Here is a 19,414-nt window from a genome sequence, read left to right as displayed (position 1 = left end):
GGTAGGTCTGACGGCGCACGACGATCCGCACGTCGACGGGAGACCCAGGTGAACATGGGAGACAGAGCGAACGGCGGCCCCGCGCGCCGGTCGGTGCTGCGCGGCGGCCTCGCCGCATCCGCCGCGCTGGCGGTGCCCACGCTGTCGGGCGGCGCCCCCGCGCAGGCGCTTTCGGGCCGGCCGGGGGCCGCCTGGGGCGTCCAGGTGGGCGATGTGACGGCCGGGGGCGGCACCGTGTGGGTACGGGCCGACCGCCCGGCGCGGATGGTCGTGGAGACCTCCGCGACGGACTCCTTCCGCAAGGTGCACCGCCGCCGCGGCCCGCTGCTCGGCCCGGGCACCGACTACACCGGTACCGTACGGCTGCACGGGCTGCCGCCCGGGGAGCAGGTGCACTACCGGGTGGTGCTGGAGGACGTGGACGATCCGCGCCGCTCGGGCGAGCCGGTCGCGGGCACGTTCCGTACGGCCCCGGGACGCCGCGGGGACGTGCGCTTCGTCTGGTCCGGCGACGTCGCGGGCCAGGGCTGGGGCATCAACCCCGACCGCGGCGGCTACCGCGTGTACGGCGAGATGCAGCGGCTCGATCCCGACTTCTTCCTGCACAGCGGCGACACCGTATACGCGGACGGACCGCTGACCGCCGAAGTGCCGCTGCCCGACGGCACGGTGTGGCGCAATCTGGTCACCGAGGAGAAGGCGAAGGTCGCCGAGACGCTCGCCGAGTACCGCGGTCAGTTCCGCTACAACCTGCTCGACGCGAACGTGCGCCGCTTCAACGCGCAGGTGCCGATCGTGGTGCAGTGGGACGACCACGAGGTGGTCAACAACTGGTACCCCGGCGAGATCCTCACCGACGAGCGCTACACGGAGCGCCGCGCCGACGTGCTCGCGGCCCGCGCCCGGCGCGCGTTCGCCGAGTACTTCCCCGTGTCGACGCTGCGCCCCGACGGCGCCGGCCGGGTCTACCGCAGGGTCTCGTACGGGCCGCTGCTCGACGTGTTCGTGCTGGACATGCGCACGTACCGGAACGCCAACTCCGACGGGCTCGCCCCGGACGACGTGCACGGCATCCTCGGGCGCGAGCAACTGGCCTGGCTGAAGCGGGAGCTGCGGCGCTCGCGCGCGGAGTGGAAGGTCATCGCCTCCGACATGCCGCTCGGCCTGGTCGTGCCGGACGGCACGACGGCCTTCGAGGCGATCGCGCAGGGCGACCCGGGCGCGCCGCTGGGGCGGGAGCTGCAGATCGCGGAGCTGCTGCGGTACATCAAGCACGCGAGGATCACGGGCACGGTGTGGCTGACCGCGGACGTGCACCACACCTCCGCGCAGCACTACGACCCGGCCCGGGCGGCGTTCACGGACTTCGCCCCGTTCTGGGAGTTCGTCACCGGGCCGCTGCACGCGGGCGCTTTCCCGGGCAGCGCGCTGGACGGCACGTTCGGCCCGGAGCGGGTGTTCCTCAAGGCGCCGGAGGCGGCCAACGTGGCGCCGAGCCAGGGCTTCCAGTTCTACGGCGAGGTGCAGATCGACGGCGGCAGCCGCGAGCTGACGGTACGGCTGCGCGAGGAGGGCGGCGCGGTGCTGTTCACGAAGGTGCTGCGGCCGGGGCTCGTCGGCCAGTAGCGGGAGCGTCCGCGGGGCGTCCCGCGGCGGGCACGTCGCCGGCCGACGCGTACGCTGCGGGACGTGGACGACTTCACGTATGCCCCGGTCGGCGCCACCCGCGAGGGCCGCAGGCCCGCGGGCTTCGACGCCTTCGCGGTCCGTACCCGCGTCGGCTCCGGCGCGCGGGCGTACCGGGCGGCGACGGAGGCGGTGCTGACGTTCCGGATGCACCGGGCGGTCGGGGTCACCATAGACGCGGAGGGCCCGAGCGCCGAGCCCGGCGTGCGGCTGGTCGTCGGCCTCGGGCGGCGCCCGCTGCGCATCCTCGCCCCCTGCCGCGTGGTGTGGGCGGAACGGGGCGAGCGGCGCGGCGGCTTCGGGTACGGGACGCTGGCGGGGCACCCGGAGACGGGTGAGGAGGCGTTCGTCGTGGAGTGGGCGGAGGACGGCGCCGTCTGGCTGACCGTCACGGCGTACAGCCGTCCGGCCGCGAGGTGGGTGGCAACCATGGGACCGCTCCTCGGCGTCTTCCAGCGCGGGTACGCACGGCGCTGCGGCCGGGTACTGCGGCGGCTCGCGAACGTCGGCTGAAAACTGCCCCCTTAGGACCGATTCACCCTTTACCATCCGGTCACAACTCGTTCTTGATCACGCAATACCCGTCCGGAAAGCTGGAGTTCATGGCCGATCACACCGCACCGACGGAGAAGGGACCGCGGCGCGCGCCCGCGGCGCCGGGCCCGTACACGATCGCCGCCGTGGGCCGGGCGGGCGCCGGGCCCCGCCCCCTGCCGGACTGCCGCCCCGCGGCGCGCCCGCCCTACCGCCGCCCCGCCACGGGCCCGCGCGCGGCCAGCCCGTTCACGGTCCGCGAGGCGGGGCCCGAGGACCACGACGCGGCGCTGGCCATGCACCAGCGCTGCTCCCGGCGGACTCTGGCCATGCGCTACCAGGGCCCGCCCGGCGAGGCCGACGGCTACCTGCGGCACCTGCTGAGCCCGCACTTCGGCCGGACGCTGGCCGTGGAGACGGCCGGCGGCCGGCTGGTGGCCCTCGGGCACCTGCTGTGGGACGACGACGAGGCGGAGGTGGCGCTGCTCGTGGAGGACGCCTGGCAGCGCCGCGGGCTCGGCACGGACCTGCTGCGGCGGCTGCTGGCGACGGCCGCGGGCATGGGGTACGGCAGCGTGTACGTGGTGGCGCGGTCGCTGGACGCCGCCATGGCCGCCACCGTGCGCAAGAGCGGTGTGCCGCTGGACTACCAGGTGGACGGGGCCACGTTGGTCGTCACCGCGCACCTGGACGAGCGGCTCGTCCCCGCGGCGGGTCCTGCGGGACGCTGCTGAGGGCGGCGCGGTCCGCCTCCTCGGCGGGGTCCGCGCCCGCCGCGCCCGCGTCGAGCGCCGCGCTCAGGTCGGCCCACAGGTCGTCCACGTCCTCCAGCCCGACCGACATCCGCAGCAGCTTCTCGCCGATCCCGCCCGAGCGGCGGTCGGCCGGGTCGACGATGCGGTGGCTGATCGAACCCGGGTGCTGGATGAGGGTGTCGACGCTGCCGAGGCTCACCGCCGGGGTGATCAGCCGCACGGCGGCGATGACCGCGTGCGGGTCGCCGTGCACCTCGAAGGCGACCATCGCGCCGCCGAGCCGCGGGTAGCGCACCCGGGTGACGGCCGGGTGGCCGGCGAGCCGGCGGGCCAGTTCCGCGGCGGCCCGGGACTGGGCCCGTACCCGTACCGGAAGGGTCGACAGGCCGCGCAGCAGCAGATACCCGGCGAGCGGGTGCAGCACGCCGCCGGTGGCGAAGCGGATCCGGCGCAGCGCGCCGGCCAGTTCCTCGTCGCAGGCGACGACGCCGCCCATCACGTCGCCGTGGCCGCCGAGGTACTTGGTGGCGCTGTGCAGCACGAGCCGGGCGCCGTGCTCGGCGGGGCGCTGCAGGACGGGGGTGGCGAAGGTGTTGTCCACGAGCAGCGGGACCGAGCCGCAGGAGTACGCGACGGCCCGGAGGTCCGTCTCGGCGAGCGTGGGGTTCGCGGGGGTCTCGACGAGCACCAGGCCGGTGTCCGGGCGCAGGGCGTCGGCGACGCCCGCCGGGTCCGTCCAGGTCACCTCGGTGCCGAGCAGCCCGCTGTCGAGCAGGTGGTCGCTGCACCCGTAGAGCGGCCGGACGGCGACGACGTGCCGCAGGCCGAGGCCGCCGCGTACCAGCAGGCAGGCGGTGAGGGCCGCCATCCCGCTGGCGAACGCGACGGCCGACTCGGTGCCTTCCAGCCGGGCCAGGGCCCGTTCGAAGCGGGCGACGGTGGGGTTGCCGAGCCGTCCGTAGACCTGCGGTCCTTCGAGCGGGGCGCCGGTGGCGGCGAACTCGTCGATGCGGGCGGCCTCGCCCCTGCTGTCGGGAGACGGGTAGGTCGTGGACAGGTCGAGCGGGGCGGCGTGCAGGCCGAGGGCGGCGAGGTCTTCGCGCCCTGCGTGCACGGCCTCGGTGGCGAGTGAACGCGTCGGGATCTCCATGCTTCCGATGCTGAATCTCCTGCGGGGCCGGGCGGTCGGTCCCCGTGCTACGTTCGGCCGATGCCCGATTCGCCTGCTCTCGATCCGGTGGACCTGGAGATTCTGCGGGTGCTGCAGAACGACGCCCGGACCACCAACCGCGATCTGGCCGCCGCCGTGGGCGTCGCACCCTCCACCTGCCTGGACCGCGTGGCCCGGCTGCGCCGCGCCGGCGTGATCACCGGCCACCGGCTCGCGATCGACCCGGCACGGCTCGGCCGCGGTCTGGAGGCCCTGCTGTCGGTGCAGGTGCGCCCGCACCGCCGCGACCTGATCGGCCCGTTCGTCGAGCGGGTCCGCTCGCTGCCCGAGTCCCGCGCGCTGTTCCACCTCACCGGCCCCGACGACTACCTCCTGCACGTCGCCGTACGCGACGCCGCGGACCTGCAGCGGCTGGTGCTGGACGAGTTCACCTCACGCCGTGAGGTGGCCCGGGTGGAGACGCGGCTGGTCTTCCAGCACTGGGAGTGCGGACCGCTGCTGCCTCCGTAGGGCATGACGCCGTTTCGGTGATGACGCCGCCCGCCCCCGTGTACGAGGATGGCCCGCATGCCCGACTCCACGAACCAGCGAATGCCCCGGCAGGTGGCGGACGCCTACGTCGACGACCTCATCGACCTCGACCCCATCAGCGGCACCATGCTCGGCGTGCCGGAGAGCTCCCGGACTCTCCCCGACTTCTCCCCCGACGGCCAGCAGGCCGTCGCCGAGCTGGGCCGCGCCACCCTTGCGGCCCTCGACGAGGCCGAGCGGCAGCCCGGCGCGGACAGCGACGCGGAGCGGCGCTGCGGGCGGCTCCTGCGGGAGCGGCTGAGCGCCGAACTCGCCGTCCACGAGGCCGAGGAGGGCCTGCGGGCGGTCAGCAACATCCACTCCCCCGTGCACCTGATGCGCGAGTGCTTCACGCTGATGCCGACCGGCGACGAGGACGACTGGGCGGACATCGCCGCCCGGCTGCGCGCGGTCCCGGCGGCGGTCGACGGGTACCGCAGGTCGCTGGCCGAGGGCGTGGCCAGGGGGCTGTTCGGCGGGCCGCGGGCGACCGGGACGTTCGTCGGCCAGCTCACCGAGTGGGCGGGCGACGGCCGCGGCTGGTTCGGCGACCTGGCCGCCGCAGGACCCGAGGCGCTGCGCGGGGAGCTGGACACGGCGGCGAGCGGGGCCACCGCCGCCGTGGGCGCGCTGCGCGACTGGATGCGCGACGTGTACGCGCCCGCCGCGGCCGGCTCGCCCGACGTCGTCGGGCGCGAGCGCTACGCCCGCTGGTCGCGCTTCTTCAACGGCGCGGACCTCGACCTGGACGAGTCGTACGCGTACGGCTGGTCCGAATACCACCGGCTGCTCGCCGAGATGCAGACGGAGGCCGCGAAGATCCTGCCCGGCGCCGCCACCCCCTGGGAGGCGCTGAAGCACCTGGACGAGCACGGCACCCACATCGAGGGCGTGGACGCCGTCCGGGACTGGCTCCAGGGGATCATGGACGAGGCCATCGAGGCGCTCGACGGCACGCACTTCGACCTGGCCGAGCCGGTGCGCCGGGTGGAGTCGCGGATCGCCCCGCCCGGCGGCGCCGCCGCGCCGTACTACACGCCGCCCGCCGAGGACTTCTCCCGCCCCGGGCGCACCTGGCTGCCGACGATGGGCGAGACCCGCTTCCCGGTCTACGACCTGGTCTCCACCTGGTACCACGAGGGGGTGCCCGGCCACCATCTGCAGCTCGCGCAGTGGGTGTACGTCAAGGACCGGCTCTCCCGCTACCAGTCGACGCTCGGCTGGGTCAGCGCCAACTGCGAGGGCTGGGCCCTGTACGCGGAGCGGCTCATGGACGAGCTGGGCTTCCTCACCGACGCGGAGCGCCGGCTCGGCTATCTGGACGCGCAGATGATGCGTGCCGCGCGCGTGATCGTGGACATCGGCATGCACCTGGAGCTGCCGATCCCGGACCACTCCCCCTTCCACCCGGGCGAGCGGTGGACGCCGGCGCTGGCGCAGGAGTTCTTCGGGATGCACAGCGGGCGGCCCGCGGACTTCGTGGAGAGCGAGCTGACCCGCTATCTGTCGATGCCGGGGCAGGCGATCGGCTACAAGATCGGCGAACGGGCCTGGCTGCGCGGCCGGGACGCGGCGCGCAAGGCGCGCGGCGCCGAGTTCGACGCCAAGGCGTGGCACATGGCCGCGCTGTCGCAGGGCTCCCTCGGGCTGGACGACCTGGAGGCCGAGCTGTCGGCGCTGTGAGTCCGCCGTGAGGTGACGGCCGCGGCCCCCGCGGGGTCGCGGCCGTGCGCTTCTTCACGGGCCGCGGTCCGCGGGTGGCGGGGTCCGCTCGGCGTGAGGTGCCGAGGGTGGCGGCGGTCAGCGGTCGGCGGCCGTGCGGTGGCGTACGTACGATCCCGAGCGCCCCTTGACGACCTCCAACTGCGCCGGGATCCGCCGGCGCAGCTCAGGCACGTGGCTGACGATGCCCACGGTGCGGTCCCGCTCGCGCAGCGCGTCGAGGACGTCCAGCACCTCGTCCAGGGTCTGGTCGTCCAGGCTGCCGAAGCCCTCGTCGATGAAGAGCGTGTCGAGCCGGACGCCCCCGGCCTCCTCGGCCACGACGTCGGACAGCCCGAGGGCCAGGGCGAGGGAGGCGAAGAACGACTCGCCGCCGGAGAGCGTGGCGGTGTCCCGCTCGGTGCCGGTCCAGGCGTCCACGACGTGCAGCCCGAGGCCGTGGCGCCCGCGGCCGTTCGCGCGCTCGTCGGAGTGCACCAGCGTGAAGCGGCCGGACGACATCCGTGCCAGCCGGGCCGTCGCGGCGGCGGCGACCTGTTCGAGCCGGGCGGCCAGCACGTACGACTCCAGCCGCATCTTCCGCTCGTTCTCCGCGGACGTGCCGGCCGCGAGCGTGGCGAGCCGGGAGACCCGGTGGTGCTCCGTACGCAGCGGCGCCAGCCGGCGCACCCGGTCGGCGGCCTCGGCGGAGAGGCCGGCGAGGGCGTCGCACCGCTCGCGCGCGCTGTCGCGGGCGGTCGCGGCCGTACGCAGCCCGCGGGCGGCCGCGGCGAACGCCTCCTCGGCCTCGTCGACGGCGGCGGCGGGCCGCGCGGCTGCGGCGGCGGCGCGCGGCTCGGCCAACGCCTCGGCGACGGCCGCCTCCTCGGCCTGCCATGCCTCCAGCCTCGCCTCCAGGTCCCCCAGCGCGGCCGGGTCGAGCAGCGCAGCGGCGGCCTCCTCGGGGGTCTCGAAGCGGGCGCGGTAGGCGGCGTCGGCGACCCGCGAGTCGGCGTCCTTGCTGCGCTCGGCGGCTGCCGCGGCCTCGCGGGCGGCGCGCGACGCGGCGGCCAGCCGGGCGGCCAGCGACGTCAGTTGGGCCGCGCGCTCCTCGACACCGGCGGCACCGCCGCGGGCGGCGCGTACCTCGGCGTCGCGGGCCGCCCGCTCGGCGGTGAGCGCGTCGGCGCGGGAGGCGCGGGCGGCGGCGCGGCTCTCGGCCTGCTGCCGGCCGCGCACGCGGCGGGCGTGCTCCTCGTGCGCACGGTCCAGTTGCTCCCGTACGGCGAGCGCGCCGGCGGCCAGCTCCCGGGCGCGGCCCAGCTCCCCCGCCACCCGCTCGACGGCGGCGGCGAGCGTGTCCCTGCCCTCCTCGCCGGCGGCCTCGGCGGCGGCGTCGCGGGCCTGACGCAGCGAGTCGAGCCGCAGGGCGGCCTCTTCGCGTACGCGCTCGGCCGCCCGGTAGGCGGCCAGGGCCTCGTTCTCCTCGCGCTCGCCGACGTGTGCGCCGTCGGCGGTGGCGGGGGCGGGGTGGGCGGCCGAGCCGCAGACGGGGCAGGGCTCGCCGTCCGCCAGCCGGGCGGCCAGCTCGGCCGCCATGCCGTCGAGGCGCCGCTCCTTCAGCCGCAGCCAGGTCTCGTGCGCCGCGCCGGCGCTCTCGCCGGCGTCGAGGTGCGCCCGCCGGGCCTCGTCCGTCCGGCGGGCCAGCTCGTCGCGGCGGTCGGCGGCGTCGAGGCGGCGGCGCGTGCCCTCGTGCTCCGCGGCGAGTCGTTCCGCGCGCGTGGCCGCACCCTGGGCCTCGTCGACGCGGCGCTGAAGGTCGCCGCGCAGGGCGTCCCAGTCGTCGAGCCAGCCCGCGGCGTCGCGCAGCACGTCCTCGTCGGCGCGGGACTCCTCGTCCAGCACGGCGAGTTCGCGGGTGATCTCGGCGCCGCGGGCCTCGGCGGCGCGGGCCGCGTCGAGGGCGCCCAGCTCCTGCCGCGCACGGGCCTCGTGCACGTCGAGCTGCTCGGGGCCGCCGCCGGCGACGGTGCCGGGCAGCGCGGCGCGGGCCGCTTCCTCGGCCGCGGCGGCGCGGCGGGCCGCGGCGGCGGTCCGGTCGCGCAGCTCCAGGGCGGGCGCCACGGCGGCGGCTTCGCGCGCCCGGCGCAGCTTCTCGCCGAGTGCCGCGCGCTCCCGCTGCCGCTCGGCCAGCGCCTGCTGCCGCTGCCGGGCGTCGGCGTACAGCCGCTGCAGCCGGGCGAGTTCGCGGACGTCCTGAAGGTGGCCGTCGGCCGCCGCGTGGGCGGCTTCCGCGGTGCGCAGCCGCAGGTCCGCGGCGTCCGCCAGCTCCCGCGCGGTGGCGCGGGCGACGGCGGCGTACGCGAGCACGCCGTCGGCGAGGTCTGCCTCGCCCGGCTTGGCGGCGTCGGGCGACCAGCCGTCCGGATCCCCGGCGGCGGCCTGGCCGCCGGCCTGCCGGATGCGGTGGGCGAGGTGCAGCAACTGCTCGTCGCCGTCGCGGACGGCCTCCTGGGAGCGGCGGCGCAGCTCGGCGAGGTGGTCCTCGACGGCGGCGAAGCGGCCGGTGTCGAAGAGGCGGCCCAGCAGCTTGGCCCGGGCCTCGGCGTCGGCGCGCAGGAAGCGCGCGAAGTCGCCCTGCGGGAGCAGCACGACCTGGCAGAACTGCTCGCGGGTCATGCCCAGCAGGCGGCCGATCTCCTCGCCGATCTCCTGGTGCGAGCGGCTGAGGCCGCGCCACTCGCCGGCCGCCGGGTCGCGCTCGCGCAGCAGGCTGGTGGCCCGCTCGGTGGTGACGCCGGTGCCGTTGCGCTTGGGGCGGGGCTGGGCGGGCCTGCGGGTGACCTCCAGCCGGCGGCCGGCGATGGTGAAGTCGAGCGCGACCTCGGTCGGGGTGAGCTGCTCGGCGTGGTGGCTGCGCAGGGCGCCGCCCTGGCGTACGCCGGGCACGCCGCCGTACAGCGCGTAGCAGACGGCGTCGAGAACGGAGGTCTTGCCGGCGCCGGTGGCGCCCTGGAGCAGGAAGATGCCGGCGCCGGAGAGGGCGTCGAAGTCGACTTCCTGCGCGCCCGCGAACGGGCCGAAGGCGGCGACGGTGAGCCGGTGGAGCCTCACCGGGCCGTCTCCTCGCGCGCGTCGGCGGCCCGTACGGCGTCGAACGCGGCGTGCAGCACGGCCCGTTCGTCCGCTGTCGCCGTCGCGCCGGGTCTGACGTGGGCCACGAAGTCCTCGGCGATCTGGCGGTCGTCGCGGCCCCTGAGGCGGTCGGCGTACGACGCGCCGGTGGCCGCGCCGTCGGCGGGCTCGGGGGCGAAGACGAGGCTGACGACGTGCGGGAAGCGCTCCGCGAGGCGGGCCATCGGCTCGTGCGGGCGGGCGGCGTCGGTGAGCGTGGCCTCGACCCAGGCGCCCTGGTGGGGCGTCAGGGCCGGGTCGGCGAGGAGGTCCGCCAGCCGGCCGTGCAGCCGCGCGAGGGGCCGGGGCACGGGCGCGTCGACGCGCTCGGCGGTGACGCCGCCGTCGGCGTCGAGGTCCACCAGCCACGTCGACTTGCGGTGGGCGGCTTCGGAGAAGGAGTAGGCGAGGGGGGAGCCCGAGTAGCGCACGCGCTCGGCCAGGGTCTGGCAGCCGTGCAGGTGGCCCAGCGCGACGTAGTCGACGCCGGAGAAGACGGCGGCGGGCACGGAGGCGACGCCGCCGACGGTGAGGTCCCGCTCGCTGTCGGAGGGCTGGCCGCCGGTGACGAAGGCGTGCGCGAGGACGACGGAGCGGGTGCCGGCCGGGCGGTCGGCGAGGTCGGCGCGTACCCGCTCCATGGCGGCGGTGAGCACCGCGGTGTGGCCGCCGCGGGGGGTGGCGAACTCCTCGCGCACCAGCGCCGGTTCGAGATAGGGCAGCCCGTAGCAGGCGACGTCCCCCGCGGCGTCCCGCAGCAGGACGGGCTCGCCGACGCCCGCCGGGTCGGTGCGCAGATGGACGCCCGCGCGGTCCAGCAGCCCGGCGCCGACGCCGAGGCGGCGCGCCGAGTCGTGGTTCCCGGAGATCATGACGACCGGCACGCCGAGCGCCCCGAGCCGGTGCAGCGCCCGGTCGAACAGCTCCACGGCGGCCAGCGGCGGCACCGCGCGGTCGTAGACGTCCCCGGCGACGAGCACGGCCTCGACCCCGCGCTCGGCGACCACTCCGACGAGGTGGTCGAGGAAGGCGGCCTGGGCGTCGAGCAGGCTCACCCGGTGGAACGACCGGCCCAGGTGCCAGTCCGAGGTGTGCAGGAAGCGCATGAGGCCCGACTGTAGCGGCGGGGTACGACAACCCGTGCCGTCACGCCCGTCTCACCCGGTGCCGTACACCTCGTCGCCGGGCCGCAGTTGGGCGCTGCCGGCGGTGGCGTCGGCGAGCCAGGAGCGGAAGGCGCCGAGTTCGCCGGCGGGTACGGCGACCTCGATCTCGACGTGCGCGCCGTACGCCACGCCGCGTACGTCGCGCCCGGCGGCGTGCAGGTGGCCGAGCACCCTGCCGGCGCGCGCGTGGTCGACGCCGACGGTGACCAGCCGCATCCGCAGCCGCGTGACGGTGCCGACCGCGTCCACGGCGGCGCCGACCGCGCCGCCGTAGGCGCGGATGAGCCCGCCCGCGCCGAGCTTGGTGCCGCCGAAGTAGCGGGCGACGACGGCGACGACGTAGCGCAGCTCGCGGCGGAGCAGCAGGTGCAGCATGGGCACCCCCGCGGTGCCGCCGGGCTCGCCGTCGTCGCCGGACTTCTGGACGCCGGCGTCGGCGCCGATGACGTACGCGAAGCAGTGGTGTGTGGCGTCGGGGTACGCGGCGCGCACCCGGGCGAGGACGGCCTGCGCCTCGGCTTCGGTGGCCGCGGGGGCGAGGGTGCAGACGAACCGGGAGCGGTTCACCTCGCTCTCGTGCACGCCCTCCCGGGCCACGGTCAGGTACCCCTCGCGCATCCCGCCACCCTAGCCGCGCTCCCGTGGCCGGTGGCCCCGGGGGAATCGGGGCCGGGCCGGCGGCGTTGTACGGGCCATGGACGCAGAGCGGGAGACCATCCGCAGGATTCTGACCTCGACGGGCGGCACCTGGGCGGTGGTCGGACTGTCGAACAACACCTCACGGCCCGCCTACGGCGTGGCGGCGGTGCTCCAGCGCTTCGGCAAGCGCATCGTGCCGGTGCACCCCAAGGCGGAGACGGTGCACGGCGAGCAGGGGTACGCGTCGCTCGCGGACATCCCGTTCCCGGTCGACGTCGTGGACGTCTTCGTCAACAGCGACCTCGCGGGCGGGGTGGCGGACGAGGCGGTCGCGGTCGGTGCGAAGGCGGTCTGGTTCCAGCTCGACGTGATCGACGAGGACGCCTACGAACGGGTGCGCGCGGCCGGCCTCGACATGGTGATGAACCGCTGCCCGGCCATCGAGATCCCCCTGCTCGCCTGAGCCGGGCCGGCGGCCCGTCAGGCGCCGAGGCCGTCGAGGACGACGGCGCCGGGCAGTTCGGCCAGCGCCTTGCCGGGCACGATGAGCTTGCCCCGCCGCCGGCCGCTCCCGACGACCAGGTGCGGCGCGTCCGCGACCCGGGCGTCGACGAGGACGGGCCAGCCCTCCGGGAGCCCGAGCGGGGTGATGCCGCCGTACTCCATGGCGGTCTCGGCGGTGGCCGTGCCGGCGGGCGCGAACGAGGCCTTGCGCACGCCGAGATGGCGGCGGACGGTGCCGTTGACGTCGACGCGGGTGGTGGACAGCACGACGCAGGCGGCGAGGGTGACGTCGCCGCCGCGCTTGCCAGCGACCACCACGCAGTTCGCGGACCGCTCCAGCAGGTCCTGCCCGTAGGTCTCGCAGAAGACGGCGGTGTCGGCGACCTCGGGTTCGGAGTCGACGTGCAGCAGCTCCGCCACGGGGACGGCGCCGTGCCAGGCGCGCAGGGCCGCGGCGACGGGCTCCGCGAGCAGATCCATGCGTTCGGTGGCGGGGGCGGCGTCGTCGAAGCTGCCGATGGGTGCGCGCATGTCCGTGACCCTAACCCGCCTTAGCGCGCGGGCGGTACCGCGACCGCCATCACCAGCTCCACCGGCTCCTCGCCCTCGTTGCGGTACGCGTGCGGGGCGCTCGCCTCGAAGCTGGCGGACGTCCCCGCCGGCACCACGTGCGCCGTGCCGGCGACGAGGAGCGTCAGCTCGCCCGCGGTGACGTGCAGCAGCTCGGTGGTCCCCGCCGGGTGGGGGTCGGAGCTGCTGCCGTCACCGGGCATGAGCCGCCAGGACCACATCTCGAACGGGCCGGGGTTCTGCGTGCCCACGAGCAGCCGGCTGGCGCTGCCCCGCTTCGTCGTCCACATCCGCACGGCCCGGTGCGGCGGCACGAGCTGCACCTCGGGGCCGTGCTCGTAGTCCAGCAGCGTCGTGATGCTGATGCCGAGGGCGTCGGCGAGCTTGACCGTCGTGCCGACGCTGGGGTTCGTCCGCGCCTGCTCGATCTGGATGATCATCCCGCGGCTGACGCCGGAGCGGCCGGCCAGCGAGTCCAGGGTGAAGCCGCGCTCGTTGCGCCAGTGCTTGAGGTTGCGGGCGAGCGCGTTCGTGAGGAGGTCGAAATCCGCCAAGGCTCCGTCCAACTCCGTCCAATATTTTTGATGCGTCCGTCCAGTGCAGTGAACTACACTACGAGGAACCGCAGCGTTCATCACAGTGTACTCGGGGGGCTTCGCCGTGACCGCAGTATTCGCCCTGGCCACCAGCATCCTCTACGGGCTGGCCGACTTCGGCGGCGGGGTGCTGAGCCGGCGCACGCCCGCGCTCGCCGTGGTCGTGCTCTCGCAGATCGCCGCCACGGTGGTGCTGGGCGCCGTCGTGGTGGCCACCGGTGCCTGGGGCGAGGCCGGCCCCCTGCTGTGGTTCGCGGTCGCCGCCGGCGTCGCCGGGCCCGTCGCGATGATCTGCTTCTACAGCGCGCTGGCCCGCGGGCCGATGGGCGTGGTCTCGCCGCTCGCCTCGCTGGCTGTGCTGGTGCCGTTCGGCGTGGGCCTCGCGGCGTACGGGGAGCGGCCGGGCCCCGTGCAGTACGCGGGCGGGGCCGTCGCGCTGACCGGCGTGGTGCTGGCGTCCGGGCCGGTGCGGGGCGCGCCCGTGGAGCGGCGGACGCTGGCGCTGACGCTGGGCGCGGCGGCTGGCTTCGGCGCGGTCTTCGCCTTCATCGCCGAGGCGTCCACGACGGTCACGGGGCTGTTCCTCGCGCTGTTCGTGCAGCGCGCGGTGAACGTCGCGGTGGGCGGCGCCGCGCTGTACGCGGTGGTCCGGCGGGGCGGCGCGGCGCTGCCGGAGGGCGGCTGGCACACGATAGCGGCGGCGGCGCCCGGGCTGGTGTTCGTCGGCCTGGCGGACGTGGCCGCCAACGGGACGTACGCGATAGCCGCGCAGCACGGCCCGGTGACCCTGGCGGCGGTGCTGTCCTCGCTGTATCCGGTGGTCACGGCGCTGGCCGCGCGGGGCGTGCTGCGCGAGAAGCTGCGCGCGGTGCAGGCGGCGGGCGCGGGTCTTGCGCTGGCGGGGACGGTGCTGCTGGCGTCGGGGTGAGGCGATCCGCGATCGGGTCCGAGCCGGGTCCGGCTCAGAAGTGGTTGCGGATCGTGTAGAGCAGCAGCCCGAAGGCGTGCAGGCTGAGCACGACGACCAGGACGATGCGCAGCGTGCGGTTCGTGATCATGTGGCGCCCCTCCAAGCGGTCGCGGTCACGTCGCCGTCTCCAGTGTGCCGGGCGGGACCCGGGGCAGCGGCGGGTGCCAGCCGGACTCGGGGTTCCAGCGGCGTACGATCCGGGCCGGCGCGCCGGCGACGACCGTGTGGTCGGGCACCTCGCCGCGCACCACGGAGCCGGCGGCGACGACCACGTTGCGGCCCAGGCGGGCGCCCGGCAGGATCAGCGCGCCCGCGCCCAGCCAACTGCCCGCGCCGATCTCCACCGGCGCCGAGCGCGGCCACTGCTTGCCGACCGGCTCGTGCGGGTCGTCGTAGCTGTGGTTGGTCGAGGTGACGTACACGTAGGGGCCGCAGAAGACGTCGTCGCCGATGGTGACCGGCAGGTCGGCGATCACGTGGCTGCCCCGGCCCAGCACCACGCCGTCGCCGAGCCGCACGACCGTGTCCGGGCCGAGCGGGGCGCCGGGGGCGAGGCCGGCGGTGAGCGTCACCTGCTCGCCGATGATGCAGTGCGCGCCCAGTTCGATCCGCCGCTCACCGAAGATGGTGCCCTGCGGGAACGCGAGGACCGTGCCGGCGCCCAGCCGCCGGAAGTGGTACGGGCCCGGGCGCGCGGCGCTCACCGCGCCCGTGCTGCGCACCCACCGCCAGCCGCGGTGCACGGCACGCGAGAGCAGCCGGCTCGTCACGGAGTTGCGCTGCTGGTTCGGCACCAGGTCACCGTACCCCTCCCGCATCTCGCCTACGCTCTGACCGAGCACGGCCGCGGCCCCGGACGGCGCCGGAGCGCCGGCGGCTCACCACGACGTACGACGGCGGGCGGCGAGGGCCGCCGCGAGCACCGGGAGCGGACGACATGTCAGGACGGCCGGAGCCGCTGATCGCGGCGGTGGGCGGGCGCGAACCCGCGGTGGACCCGGAGGCGTACGTGGCCCCGACCGCGGTGGTGCTCGGGGACGTGACGGTGGGCGCGGAGGCCAGCGTCTGGTACCAGGCGGTGCTGCGCGGCGACTGCGAGTCGATCTCCCTGGGCGCGGGCAGCAACGTGCAGGACAACTGCACGGTCCACGCCGACCCCGGCTTCCCGGTCGTCATCGGCGAGCGCGTGACCGTCGGCCACAACGCCGTGGTGCACGGCTGCACCGTCGGCGACGACGTGCTCGTGGGCATGGGCGCCACCGTCCTCAACGGGGCCGTGATCGGGGCCGGTTCGCTGGTGGCCGCGCAGGCGCTGGTGCCGCAGGGCATGGAGGTGCCGCCGGGCTCCCTGGTCGCCGGGGTACCGGCCAAGGTCAAACGCCCGCTGACCGACGAGGAGCGCGCACACATCCGCCTCAACGGCGAGGGTTACGTGGCCCTCATCCAGGTGCACCGCGAGCCCCCGGGCGACACCGGCTCCTGAGACGCGGGTCCCCGGAGCGGGGGCGCCGGCACGAGCGGGGGCGCCGGCACGAGCCGGGGCGCCGGTGCGTACCGTACCGACGCGCCCGGCAGCCTCCCCTCGGCTCAGTCGTTGGGGCGCAGCGTCCACAGCACCGTCATCCGCCCGCTGACCGCGCCGTCCCCGCGGACGATGTCGACCTCGACCGGGAACTCCGGCCGCTGCCCGGCGTCGAGTTCGGCCACGACCTCGGCAACGGGCCGGCCCAGCCGCGCCTTGGCGGTGACGTCGCCCCTGGCGACCTTCAGGAAGTCGATCTCCGCGCGCACCGGCAACGGCACGGCACGCTCCATCTGGTCGCCGAACGCGGCGATCACGACGGCCCCGGTCGCCGACTCGGCGAGGGTGAACATGGCGCCGGCGTGCGGGCCGCCGACGTGGTTGCGGTACTCGGGCCGGTCGGGGAGGCGGACGGTGGCGGCCTGCGGGGTGATCTCGTCGTAGACGAGGCCGAGCGTGCGGACCATGGGAACCGATGCCTGAAGGAGCTCGCCCAGCGGCGGCATGGTGTCTGACATGTGACCACGTTACCAACGGGTAATAAGTGTGACCACTCCCTCTCGCCAGCTATGTTGTTCCGCATGTGGCCAGGACAGCAGCCCGGGGGCGAGCAGCACCAGCAGCCGAACCCGTACCAGCAACAGCCCGCCCCGCACGGCCCGCAGGGCTACGACGGACAGCAGCAGTTCCAGCAGCAGGGGCAGTGGGGGCAGTCGGCCCCGCCCGGTGCGCCGGTACCCGCGAAGAGCGGGACGAGCCCCCGCGTCGCCGTCGCCGTCATCGGCGCGGTCGCCGTGCTCGCCGCGGCGGCCGTGACGGGCGTGGTGCTGCTCGACGGCGACGGCGACGGCGGCGGCCAGGCGAGTCCCGGAGGCGGCGGAGGTTCGCCCTCGGCTTCGTCCTCGCCTTCGGCGCCGAAGAAGCCCCTGCTGCAGGACGACCCCGACAACCCGCGCGGGCGCGCCGACGACCAGAAGATCGAACCGGTCGTCTCCGGCTGGAAGGCCGTCTACAACGCCAAGCGCCACAACGTCTACGACGTGCCCCCGGAGTGGGAGGTGCAGTCCCCGACCATGACCATCGGCTTCGAGGACGACTCCGGCCCTCTGGTGTCGATGACCGGGGCGGCGCTCTACAAGGACGGCATCTGCAAGTACGCCAGCCGCGCCGGTGCCGGCACCAAGGGCGGCATAGGCGCGAAGAACACCAAGGAAGCCGTCGAGAACGAGGCCGGCGCCTGGGCCAACGCCGCCTTCAACACCAGCAAGAAGGCGACCGTCAAGCAGACCGAGCCGGTGCCGTTCGCCAGCAAGCACGGGCTGAAGGGGCACATGGCCACCGCGACGGTCACCGGCGTGCCGCGCGAGACCAAGTGCTCGGCCGACGGCAAGATCGTCGCCTTCACCTACACCGACGTCAACGGCGAGTTCGCCACCTGGGTCCTGTACAGCGACACCGGCGTGGAGGACGAGGTGCCGGAGGACACCATCGCCAAGATCATGGACAGCCTGCGCCCGCTGGAGGGCTGAGCGCAGAACCCACTTGGCAGGGGGCCGGTGAGCCCGGCATAGTCCGCGGGTGACCCGTCCCCCCGCGCCCGACGCCGATCCCCCGCCGGTTCCCGTACGGGAACCCGCAGCCGCCTCCGGGCCCGCGCCCCGCCCCCGCTGGGCGGGGCGCAACTACACGCTGCTGTCCCTGGCCGCGGTGATCACCGGCCTCGGCGCCTCGGGCGCGCTGATCGCCTCGGCGTTCGCGGTGCTCGAAGCGGGCGGCTCCGCCACCGACGTCGGCCTGGTCGCGGCGGCGCGGACGACGGCGCTCATCGTCTTCGTGCTCGTCGGCGGCGCGGTCGCCGACCGGATCCCGCGGCACCGGGTGATGGTCGTCGCGAACGCCGTCAACTGCACCTCGCAGGGCCTCTTCGCGGCGCTGGTCATCACCGGCGAGGCGCACGTGTGGCAGATGGTCGTGCTCTCCGCGGTCGGCGGTACGGGGCACGCGTTCTTCGCCCCCGCCGCCGAGGGCATGGTGCTCTCGTCGGTCACCGGCGAGCAGGCGGGCCGCGCCTTCGCGCTCTTCCGCGTCGGCATCAACGGCGCCGGCATCGGCGGGGCCGCGCTCGGCGGGGCGATGGTCGCGGCGGTGGGGCCGGGGTGGGTGCTGGCCGTGGACGCGGCCGCGTTCGCCGTCGCCGCGGCGCTGCGGGCGTTCCTCGACGTCAGCGGCATCCCCGAGCGGCAGCCCGGCGGCAGCATCCTCACGGACCTGAAGGTCGGCTGGCAGGAGGTGACGGGGCGGCCCTGGCTCTGGTCGATCGTGCTGCAGTTCGCGGTCGTCAACGCCGTGGTGGCCGCGGCCGAGGCGGTGTACGGGCCGCTGGTCGCCCGCGAACACCTCGGCGGCGCCGGGCCCTGGGGTCTGGCGATGGGGGCGTTCGCCGCGGGGACGCTGGCGGGGGCGCTGGTGATGACGCGGTGGAAGCCGCGGCGGATGCTGCTCGCCGGGGTGCTGTGCGTCTTCCCGCTCGCGCTGCCCGCCGCGGGGCTGGCGGTGCCGCTGCCGGCGCTGGGCCTGGCGGCGGTGATGTTCGTGTCCGGCCTGGCGGTCGAGGTCTTCGCGGTGGCGTGGATGATGGCGCTGCACCAGGAGATCCCCGAGGACAAGCTGTCGCGCGTGTCGTCGTACGACTGGCTGGGCTCGATCGCGCTGATCCCCGTGACCACGGCGCTCGCCGGGCCGATGCAGGACCTGGTGGGCCGGTCGGCCGCGCTGTGGGGCTGCGCGGCGCTGGTCGTCCTGCTGACCGCGGCGGTGCTGTGCGTGCCGGACGTACGGCGGTTGCGGCGTACGGAGCACGCGGCGGCGGGGTCCACCGGTGCGGACGAGGGCCGGCCGGCGCAGCAGCCGGCGGGTCAGCCGATCGTGAAGGCGTCGTCGGGCGGCTCGGGCGAGGGCACGGCGTCGGCGTCCGTGACCGGCTGAGCGCCGGCCATCAGCCGCCGCAGCGCGGGCCCGTACTCGACGCGGGCGGGGAACGGGTCGCCGGCGGTGCGCCGGGCCAGCTCGGTGAGCGGCAGCGCCGGGCCGGCGTCCGCGTCGCGCTTCGCCGCCACCACCAGGATGTTGCCGAAGCGCCGGCCGCGCAGCACCGAGGGCTCCGCGATCAGGCACAGCTCGGGGAAGACGGCCGCGGCGGTGGCCAGTTGGGAGCCGAGGAAGCGGAACGGCGCGCTGTCGGCGAGGTTCGCGACGTACAGCCCGTCCGGGCGCAGGGCGCGGGCGGCGGCGCCGGCGAACTCCAGCGACGCGACGTGCGCCGGCACCCGGGCGCCGCCGTAGACGTCGGCGATGACCAGGTCGCAGCTCGCCGCCGGGCGCCGCTCCAGCGCGGTGCGGGCGTCGAGGGCACGTACCTCCACGCCGCACTCCGGCGGCAGCGGCAGGTGCTCGGCGACCAGGGCGATCACCCCGCGGTCGGCCTCGGCGACCTCCTGCCGGGAGCCGGGCCGGGTCGCCGCCACGTACCGGGGCAGGGTCAGCGCGCCGCCGCCGAGGTGCACGGCGTCCAGCGGTCGTCCGGGCGGGAAGCCGAGGTCCACGACGTGCGCGAGCCGGCGCGCGTACTCGAACTCCAGGTGCGTGGCGTCGTCGAGGTCGACGTACGACTGCGGGGCGCCCTCGACCGTGAGCAGGTACGCGCGCGGGCGGTCGACGTCCGGCAGCAGCCTCGCGGTGCCGCCGTCCACGGCGGCGACGACGGGGACGGGCTCCTCCACACCGGACATTGTGGCGGAGGAGGCCCGCCTTCCGTACCCGGATGCGCGGATACGGAAGGCGGGCGGCGGCGGGCCGG

At 75.7% G+C, this 19,414-nt stretch carries 18 protein-coding genes and 1 pseudogene; 10 read left to right on the top strand and 9 right to left on the bottom strand.

From position 1 onward, the window contains the following. The first annotated feature begins 54 nt into the window (after positions 1–54). The 3 genes and pseudogenes from O7599_RS36195 to O7599_RS36185 all read left to right on the top strand — a co-directional run. Positions 55–1,626 (top strand): alkaline phosphatase D family protein, encoded by a 1,572-nt coding sequence (locus O7599_RS36195; RefSeq protein ID WP_281619838.1) that lies wholly within the window; start codon positions 55–57, stop codon positions 1,624–1,626. Positions 1,627–1,689: 63 nt separating this feature from the next. After that, positions 1,690–2,199 (top strand): DUF1990 domain-containing protein, encoded by a 510-nt coding sequence (locus O7599_RS36190; RefSeq protein ID WP_281619837.1) that lies wholly within the window; start codon positions 1,690–1,692, stop codon positions 2,197–2,199. Between the two features lie 272 nt (positions 2,200–2,471). Then, positions 2,472–2,954, top strand: a pseudogene (locus O7599_RS36185) (GNAT family N-acetyltransferase); the annotation flags it as partial. On the opposite strand, the gene O7599_RS36180 reads toward O7599_RS36185, so the two are convergent. Further along, positions 2,896–4,125 carry a PLP-dependent transferase gene (locus tag O7599_RS36180; protein ID WP_281619836.1) on the bottom strand — a complete coding sequence of 410 codons (1,230 nt, stop codon included), beginning with the start codon at positions 4,123–4,125 and terminating at the stop codon, positions 2,896–2,898. The pseudogene O7599_RS36185 and the gene O7599_RS36180 overlap by 59 nt on opposite strands. A gap of 60 nt (positions 4,126–4,185) precedes the next feature. On the opposite strand from O7599_RS36180, the gene O7599_RS36175 reads away from it, so the two are divergent. Together O7599_RS36175 and O7599_RS36170 are read left to right on the top strand one after the other, a co-directional pair. After that, complete coding sequence (locus O7599_RS36175; protein WP_101425947.1) at positions 4,186–4,656, top strand: Lrp/AsnC family transcriptional regulator; 471 nt, start codon at positions 4,186–4,188, stop codon at positions 4,654–4,656. Between the two features lie 57 nt (positions 4,657–4,713). Further along, complete coding sequence (locus O7599_RS36170; RefSeq protein ID WP_281619835.1) at positions 4,714–6,399, top strand: DUF885 domain-containing protein; 1,686 nt, start codon at positions 4,714–4,716, stop codon at positions 6,397–6,399. 117 nt (positions 6,400–6,516) lie between these two features. Here O7599_RS36170 and O7599_RS36165 read toward each other — a convergent pair whose 3' ends face one another. From O7599_RS36165 to O7599_RS36155, 3 genes are read right to left on the bottom strand one after another with little or no spacing between them, the layout of a single operon-like run. Next, on the bottom strand, positions 6,517–9,531 hold the full coding sequence (locus tag O7599_RS36165; RefSeq protein ID WP_281619834.1) for an SMC family ATPase: 3,015 nt from the start codon (positions 9,529–9,531) through the stop codon (positions 6,517–6,519). Further along, complete coding sequence (locus tag O7599_RS36160; protein ID WP_281619833.1) at positions 9,528–10,697, bottom strand: exonuclease SbcCD subunit D; 1,170 nt, start codon at positions 10,695–10,697, stop codon at positions 9,528–9,530. The genes O7599_RS36165 and O7599_RS36160 overlap by 4 nt, the downstream gene beginning before the upstream one ends. A gap of 51 nt (positions 10,698–10,748) precedes the next feature. Continuing rightward, entirely contained in the window at positions 10,749–11,375 is a 627-nt protein-coding gene (locus tag O7599_RS36155; protein ID WP_281619832.1) for a YigZ family protein, read from the bottom strand. A gap of 76 nt (positions 11,376–11,451) precedes the next feature. Here O7599_RS36155 and O7599_RS36150 point away from each other — a divergent pair, with 76 nt between their 5' ends. Further along, entirely contained in the window at positions 11,452–11,859 is a 408-nt protein-coding gene (locus O7599_RS36150) for a CoA-binding protein (RefSeq protein WP_281619831.1), read from the top strand. 17 nt (positions 11,860–11,876) lie between these two features. Here O7599_RS36150 and O7599_RS36145 read toward each other — a convergent pair whose 3' ends face one another. After that, positions 11,877–12,431, bottom strand: a complete 555-nt coding sequence (locus O7599_RS36145; RefSeq protein ID WP_281619830.1) for a YbaK/EbsC family protein — start codon at positions 12,429–12,431, stop codon at positions 11,877–11,879. A 20-nt stretch (positions 12,432–12,451) separates the two neighbouring features. After that, positions 12,452–13,024 carry an XRE family transcriptional regulator gene (locus O7599_RS36140; RefSeq protein WP_281619829.1) on the bottom strand — a complete coding sequence of 191 codons (573 nt, stop codon included), beginning with the start codon at positions 13,022–13,024 and terminating at the stop codon, positions 12,452–12,454. A 106-nt stretch (positions 13,025–13,130) separates the two neighbouring features. On the opposite strand from O7599_RS36140, the gene O7599_RS36135 reads away from it, so the two are divergent. Then, positions 13,131–13,994, top strand: coding sequence for a DMT family transporter (locus O7599_RS36135; RefSeq protein WP_281619828.1), 864 nt, complete (start codon positions 13,131–13,133; stop codon positions 13,992–13,994). A 155-nt stretch (positions 13,995–14,149) separates the two neighbouring features. On the opposite strand, the gene O7599_RS36130 is transcribed toward O7599_RS36135, so the two are convergent. After that, positions 14,150–14,854, bottom strand: a complete 705-nt coding sequence (locus tag O7599_RS36130; RefSeq protein WP_281619827.1) for an acyltransferase — start codon at positions 14,852–14,854, stop codon at positions 14,150–14,152. A gap of 119 nt (positions 14,855–14,973) precedes the next feature. Here O7599_RS36130 and O7599_RS36125 point away from each other — a divergent pair, with 119 nt between their 5' ends. Next, positions 14,974–15,519 (top strand): gamma carbonic anhydrase family protein, encoded by a 546-nt coding sequence (locus O7599_RS36125; RefSeq protein ID WP_281619826.1) that lies wholly within the window; start codon positions 14,974–14,976, stop codon positions 15,517–15,519. Positions 15,520–15,623: 104 nt separating this feature from the next. Here the strand turns inward: O7599_RS36125 and O7599_RS36120 are convergent, their stop codons facing one another. Then, positions 15,624–16,076, bottom strand: coding sequence for a DUF4442 domain-containing protein (locus tag O7599_RS36120; protein WP_281619825.1), 453 nt, complete (start codon positions 16,074–16,076; stop codon positions 15,624–15,626). Between the two features lie 63 nt (positions 16,077–16,139). On the opposite strand from O7599_RS36120, the gene O7599_RS36115 reads away from it, so the two are divergent. Both O7599_RS36115 and O7599_RS36110 read left to right on the top strand, forming a co-directional pair. Then, positions 16,140–17,087, top strand: coding sequence for a hypothetical protein (locus O7599_RS36115; RefSeq protein WP_281619824.1), 948 nt, complete (start codon positions 16,140–16,142; stop codon positions 17,085–17,087). A 49-nt stretch (positions 17,088–17,136) separates the two neighbouring features. After that, on the top strand, positions 17,137–18,543 hold the full coding sequence (locus tag O7599_RS36110) for an MFS transporter (RefSeq protein WP_281619823.1): 1,407 nt from the start codon (positions 17,137–17,139) through the stop codon (positions 18,541–18,543). On the opposite strand, the gene O7599_RS36105 is transcribed toward O7599_RS36110, so the two are convergent. Then, on the bottom strand, positions 18,474–19,337 hold the full coding sequence (locus O7599_RS36105) for a fused MFS/spermidine synthase (protein WP_281619822.1): 864 nt from the start codon (positions 19,335–19,337) through the stop codon (positions 18,474–18,476). The two genes, O7599_RS36110 and O7599_RS36105, sit on opposite strands and share 70 nt — an antisense overlap. Positions 19,338–19,414: the final 77 nt, after the last annotated feature.

Source organism: Streptomyces sp. WMMC500 (assembly GCF_027497195.1).
In the GTDB taxonomy this organism is placed as follows: domain Bacteria; phylum Actinomycetota; class Actinomycetes; order Streptomycetales; family Streptomycetaceae; genus Streptomyces.
The sequence above is the reverse complement of the archived record's forward strand: the minus strand, read 5'-3'. Positions and strand labels throughout refer to the sequence as shown.